General features: G+C 72.0%; 18 protein-coding genes and 1 riboswitch. Of the genes, 14 read left to right on the top strand and 4 right to left on the bottom strand.

Annotation, left to right across the window (positions count from 1 at the left end; all coding sequences use genetic code 11):
* Nucleotides 1-276 precede the first annotated feature (276 nt).
* The 8 genes from DEI96_RS05095 to DEI96_RS05130 all read left to right on the top strand — a co-directional run bounded on the left by DEI96_RS05095 (nt 277) and on the right by DEI96_RS05130 (nt 9,432).
* A complete protein-coding gene (locus tag DEI96_RS05095; protein WP_071405490.1) occupies nt 277-1,281 on the top strand; it encodes an aldo/keto reductase family protein in 1,005 nt (334 codons plus the stop codon).
* A gap of 217 nt (nt 1,282-1,498) precedes the next feature.
* Nucleotides 1,499-1,996 carry a GtrA family protein gene (locus DEI96_RS05100; RefSeq protein WP_258320816.1) on the top strand — a complete coding sequence of 166 codons (498 nt, stop codon included), beginning with the start codon at nt 1,499-1,501 and terminating at the stop codon, nt 1,994-1,996.
* Nucleotides 1,993-3,498: a glycosyltransferase gene (locus tag DEI96_RS05105; RefSeq protein WP_111024965.1), complete on the top strand. Its 1,506-nt coding sequence runs from the start codon at nt 1,993-1,995 to the stop codon at nt 3,496-3,498. The genes DEI96_RS05100 and DEI96_RS05105 overlap by 4 nt, the downstream gene beginning before the upstream one ends.
* The gene (locus DEI96_RS05110) at nt 3,495-5,483 is read left to right on the top strand and encodes an ArnT family glycosyltransferase (protein ID WP_111024966.1); all 1,989 of its coding nucleotides are present in this window, start codon (nt 3,495-3,497) and stop codon (nt 5,481-5,483) included. The genes DEI96_RS05105 and DEI96_RS05110 overlap by 4 nt, the downstream gene beginning before the upstream one ends.
* Nucleotides 5,484-5,827: 344 nt before the next feature.
* Nucleotides 5,828-6,652, top strand: a complete 825-nt coding sequence (locus DEI96_RS05115) for a DUF4397 domain-containing protein (protein ID WP_111111288.1) — start codon at nt 5,828-5,830, stop codon at nt 6,650-6,652.
* 99 nt (nt 6,653-6,751) lie between these two features.
* Entirely contained in the window at nt 6,752-7,906 is a 1,155-nt protein-coding gene (locus DEI96_RS05120; RefSeq protein WP_111024968.1) for a family 8 glycosyl hydrolase, read from the top strand.
* Nucleotides 7,903-8,592: a class F sortase gene (locus DEI96_RS05125; RefSeq protein WP_209049524.1), complete on the top strand. Its 690-nt coding sequence runs from the start codon at nt 7,903-7,905 to the stop codon at nt 8,590-8,592. Before DEI96_RS05120 ends, DEI96_RS05125 begins: the two co-directional genes overlap by 4 nt.
* Before the next feature lie 45 nt (nt 8,593-8,637).
* Nucleotides 8,638-9,432, top strand: a complete 795-nt coding sequence (locus tag DEI96_RS05130) for a polyprenol monophosphomannose synthase (RefSeq protein WP_111024970.1) — start codon at nt 8,638-8,640, stop codon at nt 9,430-9,432.
* Between the two features lie 125 nt (nt 9,433-9,557).
* Here the strand turns inward: DEI96_RS05130 and treZ are convergent, their stop codons facing one another.
* The 3 genes from treZ to glgX are packed head-to-tail and all read right to left on the bottom strand — an operon-like array spanning nt 9,558 to nt 16,038.
* Nucleotides 9,558-11,312, bottom strand: a complete 1,755-nt coding sequence (treZ, locus tag DEI96_RS05135; RefSeq protein WP_111024971.1) for a malto-oligosyltrehalose trehalohydrolase — start codon at nt 11,310-11,312, stop codon at nt 9,558-9,560.
* Nucleotides 11,309-13,810, bottom strand: a complete 2,502-nt coding sequence (gene treY / locus DEI96_RS05140; protein ID WP_111024972.1) for a malto-oligosyltrehalose synthase — start codon at nt 13,808-13,810, stop codon at nt 11,309-11,311. The genes treZ and treY overlap by 4 nt, the downstream gene beginning before the upstream one ends.
* Complete coding sequence (gene glgX / locus DEI96_RS05145; RefSeq protein ID WP_111024973.1) at nt 13,807-16,038, bottom strand: glycogen debranching protein GlgX; 2,232 nt, start codon at nt 16,036-16,038, stop codon at nt 13,807-13,809. The genes treY and glgX overlap by 4 nt, the downstream gene beginning before the upstream one ends.
* A 128-nt stretch (nt 16,039-16,166) precedes the next feature.
* On the opposite strand from glgX, the gene DEI96_RS05150 reads away from it, so the two are divergent.
* The 4 genes from DEI96_RS05150 (at nt 16,167) to DEI96_RS05165 (ending at nt 20,441) form a co-directional block, all read left to right on the top strand.
* Nucleotides 16,167-16,487 (top strand): hypothetical protein, encoded by a 321-nt coding sequence (locus DEI96_RS05150; RefSeq protein ID WP_111024974.1) that lies wholly within the window; start codon nt 16,167-16,169, stop codon nt 16,485-16,487.
* Between the two features lie 89 nt (nt 16,488-16,576).
* Nucleotides 16,577-16,688, top strand: a riboswitch (TPP riboswitch).
* Nucleotides 16,683-17,321 (top strand): ECF transporter S component, encoded by a 639-nt coding sequence (locus tag DEI96_RS05155; protein WP_027464637.1) that lies wholly within the window; start codon nt 16,683-16,685, stop codon nt 17,319-17,321. Its footprint overlaps the riboswitch before it by 6 nt.
* A gap of 2 nt (nt 17,322-17,323) precedes the next feature.
* Nucleotides 17,324-19,864 (top strand): ATP-binding cassette domain-containing protein, encoded by a 2,541-nt coding sequence (locus DEI96_RS05160; protein ID WP_258373017.1) that lies wholly within the window; start codon nt 17,324-17,326, stop codon nt 19,862-19,864.
* Nucleotides 19,857-20,441 (top strand): nucleoside/nucleotide kinase family protein, encoded by a 585-nt coding sequence (locus DEI96_RS05165; protein ID WP_258373018.1) that lies wholly within the window; start codon nt 19,857-19,859, stop codon nt 20,439-20,441. The genes DEI96_RS05160 and DEI96_RS05165 overlap by 8 nt, the downstream gene beginning before the upstream one ends.
* 119 nt (nt 20,442-20,560) lie before the next feature.
* Here the strand turns inward: DEI96_RS05165 and DEI96_RS05170 are convergent, their stop codons facing one another.
* Nucleotides 20,561-21,907: an MFS transporter gene (locus tag DEI96_RS05170; protein ID WP_111024975.1), complete on the bottom strand. Its 1,347-nt coding sequence runs from the start codon at nt 21,905-21,907 to the stop codon at nt 20,561-20,563.
* Nucleotides 21,908-22,009: 102 nt separating this feature from the next.
* Between DEI96_RS05170 and DEI96_RS05175 the strand changes: the two genes are divergently transcribed.
* Nucleotides 22,010-23,443 (top strand): LLM class flavin-dependent oxidoreductase, encoded by a 1,434-nt coding sequence (locus tag DEI96_RS05175; protein WP_111024976.1) that lies wholly within the window; start codon nt 22,010-22,012, stop codon nt 23,441-23,443.
* On the top strand, nt 23,440-24,708 hold the full coding sequence (locus DEI96_RS05180; RefSeq protein ID WP_284183638.1) for an acyl-CoA dehydrogenase family protein: 1,269 nt from the start codon (nt 23,440-23,442) through the stop codon (nt 24,706-24,708). The genes DEI96_RS05175 and DEI96_RS05180 overlap by 4 nt, the downstream gene beginning before the upstream one ends.
* The last annotated feature ends 65 nt before the right edge of the window (nt 24,709-24,773 follow it).

Consider the following 24,773-nt stretch of genomic DNA (forward strand, 5'->3'; position numbering starts at 1 on the left):
GTGCCGGCTGCCGACCGCACCGCGGTGTTTCGCCCGCTCGCGGGGGTGGAGGCGATCGCAGGGAGCGCGGAAGTCGCAGCCCGGGGTCATCCAGGCGAGCGGGCGAAATGTGTGGGTCGGCTGGCAAGAAGACCGTGGCATTTCGCCCGCTCGCGGGTCCCGACCCCGACCCGACCCGACCCGACCTGACCACCGCACACGCCCCACACGCCCGCCACCCCGACAGGCACTCGCGGGACCCCTCACGTGCGCGCTCACTCCAGTAGCGTCGGCACCATGGAATTCAGGTACCTGGGCAACTCCGGACTCAAGATCTCCGAGATCACCTACGGCAACTGGCTGACGCACGGCTCGCAGGTCGAGAACGACGTCGCCACCCAGTGCGTGCGGGCAGCGCTCGACGCCGGCATCACCACGTTCGACACCGCGGACACGTACGCCAACACCGCCGCCGAGACCGTCCTCGGCGAGGCGCTCAAGGGCGAGCGGCGCCAGTCCCTCGAGGTCTTCACGAAGGTCTACTGGCCGACCGGCCCCAAGGGGCACAACGACGTCGGCCTCAGCCGCAAGCACATCATGGAGTCGATCGACGGCTCGCTCGAGCGACTGCAGACCGACTACGTCGACCTCTACCAGGCGCACCGTTACGACTACGAGACCCCCCTCGAAGAGACGATGCAGGCCTTCGCCGACGTCGTCCGCCAGGGCAAGGCGCTCTACATCGGCGTCAGCGAGTGGTCTGCCGAGCAGATCCGCGCCGGTGCCGCACTTGCCAAGGAACTCGGCTTCCAGCTCATCTCGAACCAGCCGCAGTACTCGATGCTGTGGCGGGTCATCGAGGGCGAGGTCGTCCCCGCGTCGAAGCAGCTCGGCCTGTCGCAGATCGTCTGGTCGCCCATCGCGCAGGGCGTCCTGACCGGCAAGTACAAGCCGGGTCAGCCCCTGCCCGAGGGCTCGCGAGCCACGGACGAGAAGGGCGGCGCGGACATGATCAAGCGGTTCATGCGCGACGAGGTCCTCGAAGCCGTGCAGCGCCTGCAGCCCGTCGCCGACCAGGCCGGCCTCACGCTCGCGCAGCTCGCGATCGCGTGGACCCTGCAGAACGAGAACGTCGCGAGCGCCATCGTCGGCGCCTCGCGTCCGCAGCAGGTCACCGACAACGTCAAGGCCGCCGGCGTCAAGCTCGACGCGGACGCCCTCGCGGCGATCGACGAGGCACTCGGCGACATCCCGGAACGGGACGCGTCGAAGAACGTGTCCCCGTCGTCGCGCCCCGCGTAGACGCAACCGACCGACGGACGGGAGGCCCGGTGCCAGCTGGCACCGGGCCTCCCGTCCGTCGTTCGTGCGCCCCCGACCACCGCAGCTGACGGATCATCAAGATGAACGGCATGTGTCGCGCATCTGGCAGAGGCCTGGCAAGTCGCGTACCCCGCCCAAACCACCCAGCCACGCCCCCCGAATCGGGGGCATGACCCGAACTCGTACCCCCGTTCTGGTGTCACCCGACACCGGTGCGGTGCGGACCGTGCGCCCTGGCACGGTCCCGCGCCTGCTCGCCACCGCGAGGCAACTCGCGTCGTTCGGCACCATCGGTGCCGTCTGCTTCGTCATCGACCTGGGTGTCTACAACCTGCTCCGCGCCACCGTCATGTCGGACGGTCCCATCGCCGCGAAGATCGTGTCGGCCATCGTGGCGACCTCGGTCGCGTGGCTCGGCAACCGCTTCATCACCTTCCGTTCCCAGCGCCAGACCGGCCGCCGCGAGACCGTCCGCGAGGGGTTGCTCTTCGCTGCCACGAACCTCGTCGGCCTCGGCATCGCCGCTGCCTGCCTGTTCGTCTCGCACTACGTCCTCGGCTTCACGTCCACCCTCGCCGACAACGTCGCCGGCAACGGCGTCGGCCTCGTCCTCGGCACCGCGTTCCGGTTCGCCGCGTACAAGGCCCTCGTCTTCCGGTCCACCGACACACGTCCGAAGGGGTTCCCCGAATGACCATCTCAGCCGTGTTGCTGACGGCCGCAGGGCCGCTGCTCCAGCCCGACGAACGCCCCGGCACGACCGGGGACGTCCCGAACCGCGGGACCACGGACGTGCCGACGGGAGGCTCGGGGCAGCTCCCACAGGCCGCCTGGTCGCTGGGCGAGTGGCTCGGCTACTCGACCCTCATCGCCCTCTCCGTGCTGCTCACGATCATCGCGTTGACCACCCTCTGGTGGATGCTGCACGCCTGGCGGTCCCGGGACGCGCTGAAGTCCACCAGCTTCAGCCAGACCCCGCGGCCGGCGGCACACCGGTTCACGCTCCTGGTGCCCGGTCGGCACGAGCAGGACGTGATGGGGCAGACGCTCGACATGCTCGCGACCCAGGACCACCCCGACTTCGAGATCATCGCGATCGTCGGGGAGGACGACCCGGAGACCGACGCCGTCGTGCGTGCTGCGGCGGCTCGGCACCCCTCCCTGATCAAGGTCGTGGTGGACGACACCCTGCCGAAGAACAAGCCGAAGGCGATGAACCTGGCGCTCCAGCACGCGACGGGCGACATCGTCGGGGTGTTCGACGCCGAGGACGAGGTCTACCCGCGGCTGCTCTCCCTCGTCGACTCGCGGTTCCAGGAGACCGACGCCGACGTGGTGCAGGGCGGCGTCCAGCTGATGAACTTCACGTCGAGCTGGTGGTCGCTCCGGAACGTCCTGGAGTACTACTTCTGGTTCCGCTCGCGCCTGCACTTCCACGCCGGGTCCAAGTTCATCCCGCTCGGGGGCAACACCGTCTTCGTGACGCGCTCCCGCCTGGAGTGGTCGAACGGCTGGGACGCGCACTGCCTCGCCGAGGACTGCGAGCTCGGCGTGCGGCTCTCCGCCGACGGCGCGAAGGTCGTCGTCGCCTACAGCCCCGAGGCCGTCACCCGCGAGGAGACCCCGCCGACCTTCGCCTCGCTGCTCAAGCAGCGCACGCGGTGGAACCAGGGCTTCCTGCAGGTGCTGGGCAAGGGGGAGTGGAAGAAGCTGCCGTCCTTCCGGCAGCGGTTCTTCGCTCGCTACATGCTCACGATGCCGTTCATCCAGGCGGCCACCGGGCTCCTCATCCCGCTGAGCGTCCTGATGATCCTGTTCGTCAAGGTGCCGACGGCGATCGCCCTGGTGTCGTTCATCCCGGTCGCACCGACGCTCATGCTGCTCGCCGTCGAGATCGTCGGGCTGAACGAGTTCGGCCGCCTGTACGGCGAGAAGGTCCGGCTCCGCGACTACGTGCGGCTCGTGCTCGGCCTGGTGCCCTACCAGGTGTTCCTCGCCGCCGCGGCGGTCCGGGCAGTCGTCCGGCATGCCAAGGGCCAGAACGGGTGGGAGAAGACCGAGCACACCGGCCAGCACCGCAACGGACAGGTGGTCGGCTTCGCCTCGGACCTCGACGGGTCGGGCGCAGCGTCGTCCGCGGGCGCAGCGTCGTCCGACCGTGCGTTCGCCGGCACCACCACGGGAGGCACCCGATGACCGCCAGCATCACCGACACCACGGGCATCCCGATCCGTGGTGGCTCCACCGCCCACCGCACCGGCATCGGGGCGTGGTTCCGCCGGCACGCAGCCAGCCTGACGTGGTTGCTGCCCGTCGTCGCGGTGACCGTGCTCGTCCAGGCCTGGAACATGTCGGGCACACCGCAGCGCATCGACGACGAGGGGACGTACACCGCCCAGGCGTGGGCGATCACGAACCTCGGCGAGCTCACCCACTACACGTACTGGTACGACCACCCGCCGCTCGGATGGATCCAGATCGCCGGGTACACCGGGCTGACCGGGGCGTTCGCGCGGTACCCCTTCGCGGTGGAGGCCGGGCGCGAGGCCATGGTGTTCTTCTCCGCCGTCTCGAGCATCCTGCTGTTCGTCCTGGCCCGGCGGCTCGGTGCCGGACGGATCACCGCAGCCGCGGCCGGACTCGTCTTCGCGCTGTCACCGCTCGCGCTGCAGTACCACCGCACCGTGTACATCGACAACGTCGCGACGCCCTGGCTGCTCGCCGCGTTCGTCCTCGTGCTGAGCCGTCGCCAGCAGCTCGCCGGGTTCGCCGGTGCCGCTGCCTGCCTCGGCATCGCCGTGCTGTCCAAGGAGACCTACCTGCTCGCGCTGCCGTTCCTCATCTGGATGGCCGTGCGTCGCGCCGACAAGAGCACCCGCCGGTACACGCTCAGCGTCGCCGGGGCCGTGCTCGTGCTGATCGGCGGCGGGTACCTGCTGCTCGCCGCGGTGAAGGGCGAACTCGTTCCGGGTGCCGGGCGGGTCAGCCTGTGGGAGGGCGTCACCTACCAGCTCGGGTCGCGGACCGCTTCCGGATCGGTGTTCGACGGGGGCAGCCTGGCGAACGAGGCCGCCGCGCAGTGGTGGGCACTCGACCCGGTGTTCATCGTGCTCGGCTCGGTCGCCGCCGTCGTCGGGCTGTTCCTGCGCCGGGTCCGACCGATCGCAGCGATGCTCGTGTTCCTGCTCGCGGTGATGTTCCGGCCGAACGGGTACCTGCCGGTGCCGTACGTCATCATGCTCATCCCGTTCGCGGCGCTCCTCGTCGCGTACACCGCCGAGCGTGCCGTCCTGACGATCGCCGGTCGGGTCCACACCCGGAGCCGGTTCGGCCCGAGGGCACGGCGCGGCCTCGGCATCACCTGGGCAGTCGTCACGGCTGCGGCGCTCGTCGTCGCGGTGCCGCTGTGGGGGACGCAGCTGCGCGGGTTCCTGCTCGGCAACCTCGACCTGCCGATGCAGCAGGCCGAGCAGTGGGTGGGCGACAACGTGCCGAAGTCCTCGCGTCTGCTGGTCGACGACGCCATGTGGGTCGACCTGGTGGACGACGGCTTCGCCCGGAACAACGTCGTCTGGTACTACAAGCTCGACACCGACGGAGCGGTGGAACGGCAGTCCCCGAACGGCTGGAAGGACTCGGACTACGTCATCACGACGGACTCCATGCGCACCGGCGGCAACTCGTCCACCGACGTGCGGCAGGCGATCGAGAACTCCACCGCCGTCGCGACCTTCGGCACCGGTGACCAGCAGGTCGAGGTCCGCCGGATCCACGCCGAGGGAGCCAGTGCCGCCGAGACCGCGATCACCCGGGCCACCGACGTCCGGAAGACCCTGGGGACCGAGCTCGCCTCGAACCCGGCCCTGCGTGCGGACGACGGCACGAAGTCGCAGTTCCGCGCCGGACAGGTCGACTCGCGGGCGATGATCGCGCTCGGTCAGGTGCTCGCCGACCAGGACGTGCGGGTCGACCGGTTCGCCCCGCGCACCGGGGAGACCGGCCAGCCGTTCCGCACCGTCGTCCTGCACACGAGCGACGACGCCTCGGCAGCACGGGTCGCTCGGACCTTCGACGCCATGTCCCAGGCGTTCCGGCCGGACTCGGTCGAGCGCGAGGGAGCACGGCTCACGGTGACGTACGCCCCGGCCGACCCGACGACGACCGCGACGAGCGCCTCGTGACCCCCGATCGCTCGGCCGAGCGGGAGCTGGCCGAGCTGGCGTCCGGCGAGCGGGCGTTCCGCGAGCGGGCGTCCCGCGAGCGGGCGAAATGCCCGGAGGGCTCCGGCGCGGGCCCCGGCATTCCGCCCTCTCGCCCGCGCGGCCGCGGAACCGTTCTCCGCGAACACGTCGGGGCGGAGCGCCCGTTGGACGAGCGGGCGAAAATGCCCGGAGGGCTCCGGCGTGGACCCGGGCATTCCGCCCGCTCGTCCGGAGGCCCACACGAACCGCACGGCCCGCACCTCGACACGACACCCGCACGACACCCGCACGCCAACCGCACCTCGACCCGAAGGAGCACCATCATGACCGCACGCACCACGAACCGCCGCCGCACCGTCGTCGTCGGAGCGCTCGCCGCCACACTCGTCGCGGCGACGGTCGGGCTCGCCGCCCCGCAGACCGCCTCCGCCGCGACGGCCGACCAGGGCTGGCTCCGCGTCGGACACCTGTCGCCGGACACGAAGGGCGTCGACGTCGAACTGTCCAGCCTCGCCGGGGGCAAGACCGTCTTCGAACTCGACGACGTCACCTACGGCCAGGTCAGCCCGTACGAGAAGCTGCCGGTCGGCACCTACGTCCTCTCGATGCGCGCCGCCGACGCCCCGCGTTCCACCCCGGTCATCTCCACCGACGTCACCGTGCAGAAGGGCGACGCCAGCACCGTCGTCGCCTACGGCAAGAACGACGGGCTCAAGACGACCGCGTTCACCGACGACCTGCAGCAGCCCGGCGACGGCAAGGCGAAGCTCCGGCTCGTCCAGGCCGCCACCACTGCGAAGCGCGTCGACGTGCAGACCTCCGACGGCACCCCGATCGCCGAGGACGCCACCTTCGGCAGCGCCACCAAGTACGCAACGGTCGACGCCGGCAAGTGGTCGCTCGACGTCTCCGGCAGCGGCCAGCGGGGCACCGCCAAGGTCGACCTCGCCGGCAACACGGTCTCGACCCTGTTCGTCCTCGACGACAGCAAGGGCAACCTGACGGTCGTGCCCGTGACGGACGCCGCGGCGACCGCCGCCACCCCGTCCGGCGGTGTGCAGACCGGCGGTGGCGGCGCAGCCGCCGACCGACCGGTGACCGAGGCGGTCCACGCGGCCGTCGCGATGCTCCGTTCGCTGTTCCGCTGACGCCCCGGACTGGAGGCGCGGATCACGTGCGCTGAACGACCCACGTGATCCGCGCCTCCCCTTCGACCCCCCCCACCATCCCCGGAGAGGCAGGCCAGCATGACCCGCAGGACCTGGATACCGGTCGCCGCTGTGGCGGCGGTCCTCGTCGCCGTCGTCGTCGCGATCGTCGCCGTCCGTCCCTGGTCGTCGAGCACCACGACCGCCGATCGCGGCACGGCGACCCCGACCTCGACCACCGCGCCCGACGGGGCGCGCTCACCGCAGCAGCTGCGGTCGGCGTTCCTGGACCGCTACGTCGAGGGCGGTCGCGTCGTCCGCACCGACCAGGGCGGTGACACCGTCAGCGAGGGGCAGGCGTACGGCTTGCTCATCGCCTACGCGAACGACGACCGTGCGCGCTTCGACGCGATCTGGGAGTGGACGAAGGACCACCTGCTCACGGGCGACGACCTGCTGGCGTGGCGGTGGACGTCCGACGAGGGCGTCGCCGACGAGCAGTCCGCGAGCGACGCCGACCTCGACGCAGCCCGGGCGCTCGTGCTCGCGGGGAAGGCCTGGGACGACGACCGGTACACCGCCGCGGGCAAGCGCATCGCGGCGGCGATCCTCCAGCACGAGACGGCCCGGACGGACCTCGGCACGATCCTGCTGCCCGGACCCTGGGCGGATCAGGAGCCCTACAGCTACAACACGTCGTACGCGTCGCCCGCGGCCTTCTCGGTGCTGGCGGACGCCACCGGGGACGACCGCTGGAACGCGCTGAACCGGGGTTCCCGCGCCGTGACGGCCGCCGTGCTGGACGCCACCGACCTGCCCAGCGACTGGTCCCAGGTGCACGCCGACGGATCGGTGGACCCGATGCCGGCCGTCGGTGGCGACGGGCAGGTGCTCTACGGCTACGACGCGATGCGGACGCCGCTCCGGTACGCCGAGGCGTGTTCGGCGCCCGACCGGGAGCTCGCGGCGGCGCTCGCGCCCACGCTCGGACGGACGACGCGCCTCGCCTCGCAGCTCGACCTCGGTGGCACCCCGGTGACGCAGGACACGAACGCGCTGGCCTACACTGCGCGGGCCGCGGCCGAGCAGGCCGCCGGTTCCTCCCGTGCGGCTGCCGCCGACCTCGAGCGGGCCGACCGCACGGCGGCGACCACACCGACCTACTACGGAGACGCCTGGCTGGCCATCGGTTCGACCATGCTGACCTCCGACGTGCTCGGGGGATGCGCCAGCGACGTGGGAGGCGGCTCGTGAGCGGCCGTCGGAGCGCCGGGCGCGTCTCGGCCGTCCGGCGCCGAGGCGTGGTGATCGGTGCCGTGGTCGCCGCCGTCGTGGTGGTCGGGGGCGTGGCCGGGGTGGCGGTCGCGTCGACCGTCGGCGGTGGCGCGTCGTCCCCGCCGCAGTCCTCGTCGTCTCCGTCGCAGTCGTCGTCGTCGTCCTCGGGCTCCGGCACCGACGGGTTCCAGGACCCGGCCGCACCCGATGCCCGCTCGACGGCCACCCCGGTCAGCGTGTCGATCCCGGCCATCGGCGTGCGGTCCTCGCTCGAGGACCTGCACCGCGGTGCTGCCGGAGAACTCGACCCGCCCGTCGACTGGGACAGCGCGGGCTGGTTCAGCGACGGGATCGTCCCCGGCGAGGTCGGCCCCGCCGTCATCGCCGGTCACGTCGACAGCCCGACGAGCGCCGCGGTGTTCTTCCGGCTCGACGAACTGGTCGCCGGCGACGAGGTCCACGTCCGGATGTCCGACGGCACCACCCGCACCTTCACCGTCGACCGTTCCGAACGCGCCGCCAAGTCGGCGTTCCCGACGAGCGACGTCTACGGCCCCACCCCCACCCCGCAACTCCGACTCATCACCTGCGACGGCACGTTCGACACCGCCACCGGGCACTACACGGACAATCTGATCGTGTTCGCAGACCTCTCGTCGGATTGACCCACCAAGCCAGCGATACATTCGACTGCGAGCACGAGGAGCACCATGAGCGAGACCCTGGTCATCATCCCGACCTACGACGAAGCCGAGAACGTCCGGCCGATCGTCGAGCGCACGTTGGCCGCGACCGACGACTCCGTGCACGTGCTCGTCGTCGACGACAACTCACCCGACGGCACCGGCGACATCGCGGACGCGATCGCCCGCGAGACCGGTCGGGTGCACGTCATGCACCGCACCGTCAAGGACGGCCTGGGCGGCGCGTACCTGTCCGGCTTCGCGTGGGGCCTGGAACACGGCTACGCCAAGCTCGTCGAGATGGACGCCGACGGCTCCCACCACCCCGAGTACCTGCCCTGGATGCTCGAGCTCGCCGACTCGAACGACCTGGTGCTCGGCTCCCGGTGGATCAAGGGCGGCAAGGTCGAGAACTGGCCCTGGTACCGCCTCCTGCTCTCCCGCGGGGGCAACCTGTACACCCGGCTCGCCCTGGGCATCGCGGTGCGTGACGCGACCGGCGGGTTCCGGGTGTTCACCTCGCGGGCGTTCGAGCGGATCGACCTCGCCGGGGTTGCGTCGAAGGGGTACTGCTTCCAGGTGGACCTGTGCTGGCGTGCCCTCGAGGCGGGCCTCCGGGTCGTGGAGACCCCGATCACGTTCACCGAGCGGGAGTTCGGCGTCTCGAAGATGAGCGGCAACATCGTGCGCGAGAGCCTGGCGCTCGTGACGAAGTGGGGCATCGACCGCCGGATCCGCGAGACCCGCTCCCTGGTGAAGGACCACCGCAAGCTGCCGTCCGTGCGGAAGAACGCGCACGCGGTCGCCGACCACGCGGGCTGACGCCGGGGACACACGAACGTCTGCACACACGAACGGCGACGGACCCAGGGGTTCGTCGCCGTTCGTGTGTGCAGCCCGCGGGTGGCTCGCGCAGCCCGCGGGTGGCTCGCGCAGCCCGCGGTCGGCTAGCGCAGCACGACCACGCCGCGGCCGCGGAACCGGACGACGCCGGCATCGACCTCGGTCGCGCCGAAGCCGTAGAGCTCCTCGCCCACGGCGTCGGGCACCGGCACCTCGGCTGCGTCGTCGGCGAAGTTCACCACGACGTGCACCGGCGCCACGTCGGGGCCGAGCAGCCCGCGCGTGAGCACGAGCCAGCGGCGGTCCTCGCTGAAGCGGACGGCGTTCGCCTCGTAGCGGTGGTCGACGAACGCCTGGTCGGTGCGCCGCAGGGCGATGAGCACCCGGTAGGCACGAAGGATCGCCGCACCGCGCTCCGAGCTGACGTCGGCCCAGTCGAGCTTGGAGTTGGTGAACGTCGTCGGGTCCTGCGGGTCCGGCACCGCTGACTCGTCCCACCCGTGCTCGGCGAACTCGGCGATGCGCCCCTCGGCGGTGGCCTTGCCGAGCTCGGGCTCCGGATGCGAGGTGAAGAACTGCCACGGTGTCGAGGCCGCGAACTCCTCGCCCATGAACAGCATCGGCGTGAACGGCCCGAGCAGCGTCAGGGCCGCGGCGATCACGAGCCCCTCGTCGTCGAGCGTCGCGGCGAGCCGGTCGCCGGCGGCGCGGTTGCCGATCTGGTCGTGGTTCTGGTTCGCGACGACCAGGGCCGTCGCGGGGGAGGTCCCGCGGTCGATCGGTCGACCGTGCCGCTTGCCGCGGAACGACGACCAGGTGCCGTCGTGGAAGAAGCCGTCCTCGAGCACCTTCGCCAGCGCCGACAGCGGAGCGAAGTCGGCGTAGTAGCCGTTCGTCTCGCCGGTGAGCGCCACGTGCACGGCGTGGTGGAAGTCGTCCGACCACTGCCCGGCGAGGCCGTACCCGGCGGCCTCGCGCGGCCGGAACATCACCGGGTCGTTGAGGTCGGACTCCGCGATGAGCGACAGCGGACGCCCGATGAACGACGAGTAGGCGTCGGTCTCGTCGGCCATCGAGGCCAGCACGTGCGGGCGGGTGGTGTCGCGGATCGCGTGCACGGCGTCGAGCCGGAGCCCGTCGACGTGGTGGTCGCGGAACCACATGCGCACGTTGTCGAGCACGTACCGGCGGACCTCGGGGTGCTCGACGTTCACCGAGTCACCCCAGGTGTTGCCGAGCCCGGCAAGCAGGTACGGGCCGTACAGCGGCAGGTAGTTGCCGCTCGGTCCGAGGTGGTTGTAGACGACGTCCTGGATGACCCCGAGACCCAGCGCGTGCGCCGTGTCGACGAACCGGTCGTAGGCGTCCGGGCCGCCGTACGGGGCGTGCACGGAGAACCAGCCGACCCCGTCGTAGCCCCAGTTCCACTCGCCGTTGACGGCGTTGACGGGGAGCAGCTCGACGAACTCGACCCCGAGCTCGACCAGGTGGTCCAGCCTCTGGGCGGCGGCGTCGAGCGTGCCCTCGGGCGTGTAGGTGCCGACGTGCATCTCGTAGATCACGGCGCCGCGGGCCGGGCGTCCGGTCCACGACTCGTCGGTCCACGCGAACCGTGCGGGGTCGACGACCTCGGACGGGCCGTGCACGCCCTCGGGCTGGTACCGGCTGCGCGGGTCCGGTCGGACCGCGTCGTCGTCGCCGATGCGGAACCCGTACCGGGCGCCGACGACCGGCATCACGGCGTCGGTGGACCACCAGTCGTCGTCGCCCTTGGTGAGCGGGTACTCGACGTCGTCGACGACGAGCCGGACGCGGTCCGGCTCGGGCGCCCAGACGGCGTAACGGTCGGGTGCGGTCATGCGTGACCCTCCAGGATGTCGATCTCGGCCTGCGCGTCGGTCTCGGTGGCGTCGGTCGTGCGCTCGGCGAGGGGCCGGGAGGCACCGCTCGCGTCGGACACGGCGGCCACCGCGTCGGCGTGGCCGGCTGCACCGACCGCGTCGGCGGGCACGAGCAGCGCGACCGGGTAGGTGGTGAGCAGGTCGGCCAGCGGGATCCCGCGGTCGGCGGGGACGTGTCGGCCGGTGAGCAGGTCGATGCGCTCGACGGGGACGGCGTGCACCAGCGTGTCGCCCCAGCCGCCGACCCGGTCGAGGCCGATCGGCAGACGCGTCGCGATCGTCACGGCACCGCCGCGGTCGAACGCGATGACGTGGTCGGCCGCGCTGCCGGTGGCTTCGAGCTCCAGGTACCGGGTGAACAGCTCCGGGTGGTCCCGACGGATGCGCAGTGCACGGGTCGTGACCAGGAGCTTCGCGGCACCGTCGATGCCGATGGCCGGCAGGTCCTCGGGGCCGTCGTCGTCTGGGCCGTCGAGCTCGGCGAGCACGTGACGCCGCTCGGCGTAGTCGACCGGACGACGGTTGTCGGGGTCGACGAGCGAGCGGTCCCAGAACTCGGTGCCCTGGTAGACGTCGGGGACGCCCGGGGCGGTGAGCTGGACGAGCTTCTGGGCGAGACCGTTCGACCACCCCGCGGCGTCGATCTGCTCGTCGAGGGCGTCGAGCACGGCGACCACGTCCGGGTCGTCGAACGCGGCGTCGACGATCGCGTGCATCTGCTGCTCGAACGCCTCGTCGGGCTCGGTCCAGGTGGTGCTGTCACCGGCTTCGCGGGAGGCCTTCTCGGCGTAGGCGTGCAGACGCTCACGGCTGGCGGGCCGGGCGCCGACGATCGCCTGCCACAGCAGGTCGGCGAACACGCGGTCCTGCAACGGCACGAGCGACTGCAGACGCTCGAGCGTGGCGGCCCACTCGTCACCGAGCTCGGCCAGCACGGCGATGCGGGCGCGGGTGTCCTCGCTGCGCTTGGTGTCGTGGGTGGTGAGCGTCGTCATGGTGTGCGGCCAGCTGCCGAGCCGTTCGCGCTGTGCCTGGTGGAAGTCCGCCACTGAGACCGCGAAGACGCTCGGGTCGCCGCCGACCTCGCTCAGGGACGACAGGCGCGAGGTGCGGTAGAACGCCGTGTCCTCGACGCCCTTCGCCATCACCATGCCGCTGGTCTGCTGCAGTCGGACCGCCGCGGCGTTCGTCGGGTCGACGAGTGCCGGTGCGATCCGGTCGATGACGTCGTCGAGGTCCGGGCGAGCCTCGGCGGCGCGCTCGAGCGCGGTGATGAGGTGGTGGGCGCCCTCGGGCAGGTACGTGCGGTACACGTCGAACGAGGCCACGATCTCGGCGACCGCGTCGACGATCCGCTCGTGCGTGATCGTCTCCGTCACGGTGCTCGGCGCGAGCAGGCGTGCGAGCCGCTCGACCTCGCTGCCGAGGATGCCGTCGGCGATGCCCCGTCGGGTGTCGTGCGTGAGCTGCTGCCAGTCGGTCGGTTCGGCGCCCGACGCCGCGGTCAGCACCTGCTCGCCCGCGGGGTCGACGAACACGCGGTCGAGCACCCCGAGGGCGTCGTACCCGGTGGTGCCGTCGACCGGCCACGAGCTCGGCAGCTGCTCGCCGGGCTCGAGGATCTTCTCGACGAGGGTGTAGGCCCCGCCGGTCAGCTCCGCCAGGTCCTGCAGGTAGCCCGCCGGGTCGTACAGCCCGTCCGGGTGGTCGATGCGCAGGCCGTCGACGAGTCCGTCGCGGAACCAGCCACCGATGACCCCGTGCGAGGCCGCGAAGACCTCGGGCTCCTCGACCCGGATCGCCGCGAGGGTGTTCACCGCGAAGAACCGGCGGTAGTTCAGGTCGTGGTCGGCACGCTTCCAGTGCACGAACGCGTAGTGCTGGCGGTCGTGGACGGTCTCGACGGTGTCGCCGTCGTGCACCGTTCCGGGTGCGGTGGGGTAGGCGGTCTCGCCGACGCGGAGCACCGGACGCTCGGCGTCGGACGTGTCCAGCGTGATCGCGTCGAGCAGCCGGTCGTCGAGCACGGGGACGCGGAGCTTGCCGTCGCCGGCTTCCCAGTCCACGTCGAAGGCCCACGCCACGGGGGAGCCCTGCCCGAGTTCGAGCAGGGACCACCACCACGGGTTCGACTCGGGGGTCGCGACGCCGACGTGGTTCGGCACCACGTCGACGATGACCCCGAGGCCGACGGCGTGCGCGGCCTCGGCCAACGCCCGCATGGCCTGGTCGCCACCGCGGTCGGTGTCGACCCGCGTGTGGTCGACCACGTCGTAGCCGTGGTTCGACCCGGACTCGGCCTGCAGCACCGGCGACAGGTACAGCCAGTCGGCGCCGAGGTCGTGCACGTAGTCGACCAGGTCGCGTGCAGCGTCGAGGTCGAAGTCGGCCGAGACCTGCAGCCGGTACGTCGACGCGGGGACGCGGTTCGCGGCGCCGGGCGTTCCTGCGGTCATCGGGTGGTTCCGCTCGGTGCGGTGGAACCGGCCGGGTTCACCGGGGTGACGGCGTCCTGCGGGGCGTCCGGTTCGGGGGCGCCGTCCTGCTCGGCGTCGACCGGGGTGCTCGTGACCTCGTGGTCGGGCTCCGCACGCAGCACGATCATCGACCGGGCGGGGACGTCGAGCGGGGTGCCCGCGTCGAGCACCTCGTCGCGGGCACCGGGGTCGGCGGTGTCGATCCGGACGGTCCAGCCGGGGGAGTACTCCTCGGGTGGGAGTGTGAAGGTCACGACGTCGTCGTGGGCGTTGAAGTACGTGATGAAGCCGACGTCGGTGACGCGCTCACCACGGGCGTCGCGTCCGCGGATGCCCTCGCCGTTCAGGTACATGCCGACGCTCTTGCCGAAGCCGGAGTCCCAGTCCTCGGGGTCCATGGCGTCGCCCGAGGGGGTCAGCCACACCACGTCGGGCAGCGGCTCGCCCTCGCCACGTCGGACCGGACGGCCGTTGAAGTACCGGGTCCGGCGGAACGTGGGGTGGTCGTGCCGCAGCTTCACCACGTCGGCGGTGAACTGGACGAGGTCTTCGTCCGCGCTGTCCCAGTCGATCCAGCTGAGCTCGGAGTCCTGCGCGTAGACGTTGTTGTTGCCGGACTGCGACCGGCCGAGCTCGTCGCCGTGCGCGATCATCGGCACACCCTGGCTCAGGAGCAGGGTCGCGAGGAAGTTCCGACGTCGCTGCAGGCGCAGGGCGTTCACGGCCTCGTCGTCGGTCGGGCCCTCGGCGCCGGAGTTCCACGACCGGTTGTGGCTCTCGCCGTCGTTGTTGTCCTCGCCGTTGGCCTCGTTGTGCTTCTCGTTGTAGGCCACCAGGTCGTACAGCGTGAAGCCGTCGTGCGCGGTGATGAAGTTGATGCTCGCCTTGGGCGTGCGGCCGTCGTGCTCGTACAGGTCGGCCGAGCCGGAGATCCGCGAGGCGAACTCGCCGAGCGTCGACGACTCGCCGCGCCAGAAGTCACGGACGGTGTCGCGGTACTTGCCGTTCCACTCGGACCACTGGGGCGGGAAGTTGCCGACCTGGTAGCCACCGGGGCCGACGTCCCACGGCTCGGCGATGAGCTTGACCTGCGACACGATCGGGTCCTGCTGCACCAGTTCGAAGAAGGCCGACAGCCGGTCGACCTCGTAGAACTCGCGGGCCAGTGCCGACGCGAGGTCGAAGCGGAACCCGTCGACGTGCATCTCGGTCACCCAGTAGCGGAGCGAGTCGAGGATGAGCTGCAGCGAGTGCGGGTGCCCGACGTTGAGCGAGTTCCCCGTGCCCGTGTAGTCCATGTAGAACTTCTTGTCGTCGTCGACCAGGCGGTAGTAGGCCGCGTTGTCGATGCCGCGGAACGACAACGTCGGGCCGAGGTGGTTGCCCTCGGCGGTGTGGTTGTAGACGACGTCGAGGACGACTTCGATGCCGGCGCGGTGCAGCTCGCGCACCATCGTCTTGAACTCCTGGACCTGCTGGCCCTGGTCGCCCGACGACGAGTACGCCGAGTGCGGCGCGAAGAAGCCGATGGTGTTGTAGCCCCAGTAGTTCGACAGCCCCTTGTCCTGCAGGGTCGAGTCGTTCACGAACTGGTGCACCGGCATGAGCTCGAGCGTGGTGATGCCGAGGCGCTGCAGGTGCTCGATGACCGCGGGGTGGGCGACGCCGGCGTAGGTGCCGCGCTGCTCTTCCGGCACGTCCGGGTGGGTCTCGGTGAGCCCCTTGACGTGCGCTTCGTAGATGACGGTCTCGCCGTAGGGCGTGCGCGGCGGGCGATCCCCCTGCCAGTCGAAGAAGGGGTTGATCACGACGCCCTTCATCATGTGCGACGCGGAGTCCTCGTCGTTGGTCGAGTCCGGGTCGCCGAACGTGTACGAGAAGAGCGACTGGTCCCAGTCGATCTCACCGCTCGTTGCCTTGGCGTACGGGTCGAGCAGGAGCTTCGACGGGTTGCAGCGTGCGCCGGAATTCGGGTCGTACGGGCCGTGCACGCGGAAGCCGTACTCCTGCCCGGGGCCGATGTTGGGGAGGTACGCGTGCCAGACGTAGGCGTCCACCTCGAGCAGGCGGACGCATTCTTCGTTGCCGTCGGAATCGAACAGACAGAGTTCGACGCGCTCGGCGACCTCGGAGAACAGCGCGAAGTTCGTGCCGCTCCCGTCGTAGGTCGCCCCGAGCGGGTACGGGTTTCCGGGCCAGGTGTGCAAACGGTCCTCCAGGTGTGGGTGCGGCCAACATATCGGCGGCGCTCGTCCGCGTCCGCAGACAAGCCCCAGCTGTGGATGCGTCAGGCGCCCCGCGGCTTGTGGAGGAACGGACGAGTAGCGTCGCGCGCATGGCCAACATCGTCTCGAAGATCGCAGACCAGGTCCGCCCGCTCGGGGTCTCCACGAACTACGGAGAACCCGTCGATGTCGGCGACCAGACCCTCATCCCCGTGTCCGTCAGCTGGTTCGGCTTCGGCGGCGGCGGGGACGACGAGAACGGCGGCGGCGGTGGCGGCGGCCTGTCGGCCCCCGTCGGTGCCTACGTGCGTCGTCCGGGCAAGGACCTGGAGTTCGAGCCGAATCTGATCTCCCTGATGGTCGTGAGCATCCCACTGGTCTGGGTGACCGGGCGTGTCGTCCGCAAGCTGGTGCGCGCGCTCAAGAAGTGACCACCTGACGGACGGGAGGCCCGTGGCGACGCCGCCACGGGCCTCCCGTCCGTCTTGCCGTCACGCGGTCGCGACCGCGTCTAGACTGCTGGCACACACACGGGAGTCCGGGACCGCCGGGCTGAGAGGGAGCGATCGGCGCTCCGACCGTCGAACCTGATCCGGATCATGCCGGCGCAGGGAGGAGTCAGCAGCATGCCTTCAGGCACGTCCACAACCGTCACCACCGCTCCGCGACGATCGCTGCGTTGGCGGGTCGTCGACATCGTCGTCGCGAGTGTCCTCGCGGTGGCCCTCGGAGTCGTCTTCCGGCTCTGGGAGTTCGGCTACGAACCCATCAGCGCCGTCATGGACCTCGTGCTCCCCGGCACGAAGGCCCTGTTCGGCGGGGTCTGGCTGCTCGCCGGCCCGATCGTCGCGATCGTCGTCCGCAAGCCCGGCGCCGCGCTCTACGGCGAGATGGTCGCCGCCTCGGTCGAGGCGTTGTTCGGAACCCAGTGGGGATGGCTCACGCTCGAGGCCGGGCTCGTCCAGGGCCTCGGCGCGGAGATCGTCCTCGCGTTGTTCCTGTACCGCGTCTACCGCCTGCCGGTCGTCGTGCTCGCCGGGGCCGCGGCCGGACTCGCGCTCGGCATCAACGACACCGTCCTCTGGTACCCGGGGCTCGACGTGGCCTTCAAGGTCGTCTACGTGATCTGCGCGGTGATCTCCGGTGCCGTGATCGCGGGGGCGGGCTCGTGGCTCATCGTCCGGGCGCTCGCCCGCACCGGGGTGCTGTCGTCCTTCGCGGCCGGCCGCGAGCACAGCCGCCGCGAACCCCGCGCCCTGGTGTGACCGTGCCCGCTCCGTCGGCGACGTCCCCTTCCGCCGGGGGCGACGCCGGCGCAGGTGCCGGCGTCCGCGGGGCGCGCATCGTGTTCCGTGGATGGGGCTGGCGGTACCCGGAGCGCGACGCCTGGGCCGTCCGCGACGTCGACCTGACCGTCTCGCCGGGCGAGCGGGTCGCCGTCGTCGGGCCGTCCGGTGCCGGCAAGTCGACGCTCCTGCGAGCGGTCGCCGGCGTGCTGCCCGACGAACCCGACGCCTCGGACGACACCGCTGCTTCGGTACAGGGGACGCTCCTGGTCGACGAGGCCGACCCCCGCGCGGTCCGCGGGCGTGTCGGTCTCGTCATGCAGGACCCCGAGGCACACACGGTGATGTCCCGCGTCGGCGACGACGTGGCCTTCGGCTGCGAGAACGCCGGCGTCCCCCGCGACGAGACCTGGGACCGGGTGCGGACGGCGCTCGACGTCGTCGGCCTCGACCTGCCGCTCGACCGCTCCACCGCGCAGCTGTCCGGTGGGCAGCGGCAGCGGTTGGCGCTCGCGGGCGTGCTCGCGATGCGGCCGGGTGCGCTCGTGCTCGACGAACCCTGCGCGAACCTCGACCCGGACGGCGTGGCGCAGGTGCACGACGCCGTCCGGGCGCTGCTCGACGAGACCGGCGCGACGCTGCTCGTGGTGGAGCACCGGATCGGCACCTGGCTGGACCTGGTCGATCGGCTCGTGCTGCTCGAACCGGGCGGCGGCGTGGTCGCGGACGGTCCGCCGGCCCGGGTGCTGGCGGACCACGGCGAGGCACTCACGGCGGCCGGGGTCTGGGTGCCCGGTGCCGAGCCGGGGCGTGGTTCTGCGCGGCGGCGGCAGCGTGCGCGCGGACGAGCGGGCGAAATGCCCGGGGCGTCCGGCGGGCCGACCGCGGCATTCCGCCCGCTCGGCGAGGGGGAGCGTGACCAGGGGACAGCGGTGCTGCTCGAAGCCCGGGGGCTCGGCACGGCCCGGGCGAAGCAACCGGTCGGGAACGGCATCGACCTCGGGCTCCGGGCCGGGCAGGTCCTCGCCGTCACCGGACCGAACGGCGTCGGCAAGTCGACGCTCGGGCTGACCCTCGCGGGCTTGCTCCCACCAGCCGCCGGCGAGCTCGACGCCACGGACGCCCTCGCCGACGGCATCGGCACAGCGCCCCACGCCTGGACGAGCCGGGAACTCGCCGCCCAGATCGGCACGGTGTTCCAGGACCCCGAGCACCAGTTCGTCGCCCGCTCCGTCCGCGAGGAGATCGAGGCCGGCCCCAGAGCACTCGACGCGCCGGACGCCGCCGAACGGGCCACCGTGCTGCTCGACGAGTTCGGGCTCGCACACCTGGCCGACGCCAACCCCTTCACGCTGTCCGGGGGCGAACAACGACGACTCGCGATCGCCTCGGTCATCGCGGCCCGGCCGCCGGTCGTCGTGCTCGACGAGCCGACCTCCGGGCAGGACCGTGCCATGTGGCAGGCCGTCGTCGGTCGGCTCGGGGCCCTCGCCGACGCCGGCACCGCGGTGGTGGCGGTCACCCACGACCGCGACCTCGTCCGGGCACTCGACGCCGACGAGGTCGTGCTCGGGCCGGACGGCGCCCGGACTGTCGGGCGCGACCAGTGGCCGTCGGACGCGACCACCCCGGAGACGGGACCGACAGCCGGGAGCCGCCCCGGGCCTCCAGACCGGACCGACACGGCCGACCACACAGCCGACCGGACGGACACGGCGGACGCGGCCGACGGAACCGACGCGACGAACCTCGTGCGACGACCGCTGCCGGCCCGCGCGACCGGCATCCCCGGTGTCCAGCCGGTCGCGTCGCTGATCGGTGTGCTCGCCCTCGGCGTCTGCCTGGTGCTCAGCCTCGACGTCGTCTCCGCCGCCGTCGCCCTGGCGCTCGAACTCGCACTCCTGCCGCTCCTGCGCCTGCCGGTCCGGACCCTGCTGCTCCGACTCGCACCGGTGCTCCTCGCGGTGCCGCTGACGGCGGTGAGCATCGCCCTGTACGGCAGGCCCTCGGGTCGGGAGTGGTTCGACCTCGGGTTCGCGCACGTCACCGACGGGTCGCTCACGCTCGCGTTGGCGACCGCGCTCCGGGTCCTCGCGGTAGGGGTGCCAGCCATCGCGCTCTTCGTGCGGGTCGACCCGACCGACCTGGCCGACGGGCTCGCGCAGGTGCTCCGGCTGCCCGCGCGCTTCGTGCTCGGCGCGCTCGCCGCTGTCCGGATGATGACCTTGCTCGTCGACGACTGGCGACAGCTCGCGATGGCGCGGCGTGCCCGAGGGCTGGCCGACTCCGGACGGCTCCGCCGCGGGGCGACGATGGCGTTCGCGCTGCTCGTGCTCGCGCTGCGGCGTGCGACGACGTTGGCGGTGGCGATGGAGTCACGGGGGTTCGGTGCTCCCGGACGGCGGACCTGGGCGCGGGTCGCGCGGTTCGCCGGGCCGGAGTGGGCGATGGTGGCGGCGCTGGTCGGCATCGGCGTGGTGTCGATCGCGGTCGCGGTGAGCGTGGGGACGTGGCGTGCCTGACGCGGAGCGCGCAGCCGGCGCGACGGGCGGCGACCGTGCGACGGGCACCACCGCCGGTGACCTCGCCCCCGGCCTGGCCGCTGCAGCTGCCGGTGTCGCCGCTGCCACGGGCCGGCGCGCCGTCGTGCTCATCGACGGCCGGTCCGGCACGGGCAAGACCACCCTCGGAGCACAGGTCGCGGAGCAGCTCGGTGCGCAGCTCGTGCACCTGGACGACCTCTACCCCGGGTGGGACGGCCTGCGTGCGGCTGCCGACGCCGTGGTGACGGACGTCCTCGGAGCGCCGAGCGGGTACCGACGCTGGGACTGGGCGGCCGATGCGCCCGCGAACTGGGCGTCGGTGGACCCGGACCTGCCCATCGTGGTCGAGGGCTGCGGGGCGTTGTCCCGGGCGTCGGCGCCGCTGGGGTCCCTGCGGGTGTGGCTCGAGGCCGACGACGCCGTGCGGTGGGACCGGGCGATCGGCCGCGACGGCGAGGTCTTCGCGCGCGAGTGGGACCGCTGGGCCGCGCAGGAGCAGTCCTTCATCGCCGCCGAGGACCCGGCCGCCCTGGCCGACGTGGTCCTGCGGACGTAGCGCGCGGCGGGCCCGCGCCGCACCGAGGCGGCCGACGGCCCGCGGCGCAGGCCGGCGGCGAGCACCGAGGTTTCGCGCTCAGCGACACCTCATGGCCTCCGGAAGGCGAGAACTGTCGCTCAGCGCGAAACGTCAGCCCGCCGCGCCACCGCCCGCGGATCCACCGCGAACACCGCCGCCACGATCGTCAGCACCGCGTACACCCCGAGGTACCCGCACAGGATCCACGGCGAGCCACCCCCGAGCTGCACGAACACCGCGGCCAGCAGCGGCGTCAGCCCCACCGAGAAGATCGACCCGATCTGGTACCCGAGCGACATCCCCGAGTACCGCCGCCCGGTCGGGAACTGCTCCGCGAACCACGCCGCCTGCGGCCCGTAGATGCTGTCGTGGAACACGCACATCCCGATCAGCGCCACGAGCGGCAGCAACACGAGCGGCCCGGCGTCGAGGAACGCGAAGAACGGCCAGATGAGCACCGCGATGCCCACCGCCGACCAGATCGTCAGCACCCGCCGCCCGACCCGGTCGGACAGCCACCCCCAGAACGGCGTGGACACGAGCGACACCGCCGAGATCACGAGCACGGCCTGCAGCCCCGCGTCCGAGCCCGATGGCCCCCGCACGTTGCCGAGGTACGTCAGCGAGTACGTCGTCAGGATCGAGTACAGCGCCGGCTGCACGAGGCGCAGGCCCGCCGTCACCAGGATCGACCGCGGGTGCTGCCGGATCGCCTGCCACACCGGGAACCGCTCGACCCCGCCAGAGGCGCGCAGCTCCTGGAACACCGGGGCGTCCTGCACGCCGAGCCGGATGACGAGCCCGACCGCCACGATCACCGCCGAGAACAGGAACGGCAGCCGCCAGCCCCAGGCCAGGAACGCCTCGGTGCCGAGCAGCGACCGCACGAGCGTGAAGACCCCGGTCGCCAGGAGCATCCCACCGGCCGACCCCATCTGCGTGAACGCCCCGAACAGCCCCCGGTGCCGCTCCGGCGCGTGCTCGACGGACAGCAGCGCCGAGCCGCCCCACTCCGCACCGGCCGCGACGCCCTGCAGCAGCCGCAGGAACACGAGCGCCACGACGGCGCCGACACCGATGGTCGCGGCCGACGGGATCACCCCGATCAGCGTGGACGCGATGCCCATCAGCACCAGTGACGCGACGAGCAGCTTCTTCCGCCCGATCCGGTCGCCCAGGTGGCCGGCGATCACCCCGCCGAGCGGCCGCGCCACGAACCCGACGCCGTAGGTCGCGAACGACGCGATGACCCCGACGGCCGGCGTCACGGACGGGAAGAACGTCGGTGCGAACACCAGCGCCGAGGCCGTCGCGTAGAGGTAGAAGTCGTAGTACTCGACGGTCGTGCCGACGAACGACGCGAGGGCGACCCGACGACGGGTCGCGGTGGTCGACGGTGCGGCGGGACGGCCTGGAGGCGCGGTGACGGTGGTCTGGCTCGGCATGCCTCAGGAGCATGGTCGCGTCCAGGACCGCGGGGAACACCGCGCGTAACGGGAGGTCACGTCGCTGTCGTCGGGCGGTGCCCGCCGACCACGATGGGAGGCATGAGCGATGCACCGAACCGCCCGCTGCGCTTCGCGGCCTTCGTCATGAACACGACCTCGCACATCCAGCACGGCCTGTGGCGGCACCCCGACGCCCGGCAGGCGGACTTCGACGACGTGACGCTGTGGACCGACCTGGCGAGGACCCTCGAGCGCGGCAAGTTCGACGCGATGTTCTTCGCCGACGTCGTCGGGACCTACGGCCCCGGTCGCGGCGACTACTCGACCAACCTGCGCGAGGGACTGCAGATCCCCTCGAACGACCCCTCCGTGCTGCTCTCCGCGCTCGCCGTGTCGACCGAGCACCTCGGGCTCGCGTTCACCTCGAGTGTCATCCAGGCGCACCCGTTCGACTTCGCCCGCAAGGTCTCCACGCTCGACCACATCACCCGGGGCCGCATCGGCTGGAACGTCGTCACGAGCGCCCTCGACAGCGCCGCCCGGAACTTCGGCGCCGACCGGCTCGAGGAGCACGACGAGCGCTACGTCTGGGCCGAGGAGTACCTCGAGGTCTGCGCGAAGCTCTGGGAGGGCTCGTGGGAGGACGGCGCCGTGCTGAAGGACCCCGTCCGCGGCTACGCCGACCCCGACAAGGTGCACCGCATCGACCACCACGGCACCCGCTACGACGTGCAGGGCCCGCACCTGTCGGCACCGTCGCCGCAGCGGACCCCGGTGCTGTTCCAGGCCGGGTCGTCGCCGGCCGGCCGTGCCTTCGCCGCCCGGAACGCCGAGGCCCAGTTCATCCTGACCTCGAACCGGGACGCCACCGAACAGCTCATCCGCGAGACCCGCGACCTGGCCGAAGCCGCCGGTCGCCAGCGGGACGACATCGCGTTCTTCCTCGGCCTGACCTTCGTCACCGGCTCCACCGAGGCCGAGGCGAAGGCCAAGGAAGCGGAGATCGACGAGTACCTGGCCGCCGACGGGTTCCTGGTGCACTCGAACCTCGGCTTCGACGCGGACACCGGCGAGCCCCTCGACCCGGACACCCCGCTGTCCGAGGTCCGCACCCACGCCGGGCAGTCGCACCTGCAGTGGCTCCGCGAGGCCGCCGGGGACCGCGAACCGACCATCGCCGACCTCGCCCGGCTGTCCGCGAAGCTCCGCGCCCGGGTCGTCGGGACGCCGGAGCAGATCGCCGACGAGCTCGCCGACTGGCAGCGGGTGGGCGTCGACGGCGTGAACGTCATCAACTGGACGCTGCCCGGATCGTACGAGGAGTTCGTCGACCACATCGCGCCGACCCTGCAGGAGCGCGGGCTGATGCAGTCCGAGTACCGCGAGGGCACCCTGCGCGAGAAGCTCTTCGGCCACGCACAGCTGCCGGACTCGCACCCGGCCCGGCAGTGGCGCGGGGCGTTCTCGGGCGGTGCCGGCGCGACCGCGGCGCACGCGGACGACGCGACCCGTGCGGTGGAGGTGCCCGCGTGACGGCCGCGACGACGACCGACGGACGTGTGGCGGGCCTCCCGGCCGACCGTCTGGCGACCCTGCGCGAACGCTTCGCGCCCGTGTTCGCGACCATCCGCGACGGCGCGGTCGAGCGTGAGCTCGCGTCCGGGACGCCCGGCGACCGGCCGCTGCCGCACGCCGAGGTCCGGGCGCTCGCCGATGCGGGGTTCGGGCGGTTGCGCGTGCCGGAGGACCGCGGCGGCTTCGGCGTGACGCTGGTCGAACTCGCGCACCTGGTGGCGGACCTGGCGGCGGCGGACTCGAACATCGCGCACCTGTGGCGGGGACACTTCGGGTACACCGAGCTCGTGCTGCTGCGGCCGTCGTCCGCCGGCCGGGACGAGTGGCTCCAACGCATCGTCGACGGAGCGATCATCGGGAACGCGACCTCGGAGCGGACCGGGACGACCCTGGCCGACATCTCGACGACGGTGACGCCGTCCGGGCCCGGGGCGGCGCGACTCGACGGGCGGAAGTTCTACTCGACCGGCACGCTCTACGCGGACTGGATCTACCTGGCGGCGGACCGAGACGGCGAGCGCGTGACGTTCGCCGTCGACGCCTCCGCGCCGGGCGTGACGAGCATCGACGACTGGGACGGGTTCGGGCAGCGGTTGACCGCGTCCGGCACGACCGTGTTCGACGGGGTGTCGGTCGACCCGTCGGTGGTGTCGGCGTACCGGGACGCCCCGCTGTCGCACATCCAGGCCTTCTACCAGCTGTACCTGCTGGCGGTCCTCGCCGGGATCGGGCAGGCCGTGTCCGACGACGCCGTGGCCTTCGTGCGACCACGGACCCGCACGTACATCCACGCCAACGCGGCCGTGCCGGGGGAGGACCCGCAGGTGCTCTCGGTGCTCGGGCGGCTGTCCGCCGGGGCGTTCACCGCCCGGTCACTCGTGGTCGCCGCCGCGGGGCTGCTCGACGGGGTCGTCGCGACGAACGAACCCGGGGTCGGCGTCGACCGCGTGCTGCTCGACGCGGCCGAGAACGCCGTGTACCAGGCGCAGGTCGAGATCGGGCCGCGGGTGCTGCGGTCGGCGTCCGAGTTGTTCGAGGTCGGCGGGGCGTCAGCGGCCGAACGGACGCGAGCGCTGGACCGGCACTGGCGGAACGCCCGGGTGGTGGCGTCGCACAACCCGGCGGTCTACAAGGAGCGGATGGTGGGGGAGTACGCGCTGCACGGGCGGGGGCCGGTGGGGGCGTGGGAGAAGTACCACGAGGTGGGGCCGACGCGGTTCTGAGGTGGCGCTGGCTGCCGGGGCTGCTGCGGGTGCGCGGGCTGCGGCGGCTGCGGCGGCTGCGGCGG

Source organism: Curtobacterium sp. MCLR17_031, from assembly GCF_003234775.2.
Taxonomy (GTDB): domain Bacteria; phylum Actinomycetota; class Actinomycetes; order Actinomycetales; family Microbacteriaceae; genus Curtobacterium; species Curtobacterium flaccumfaciens.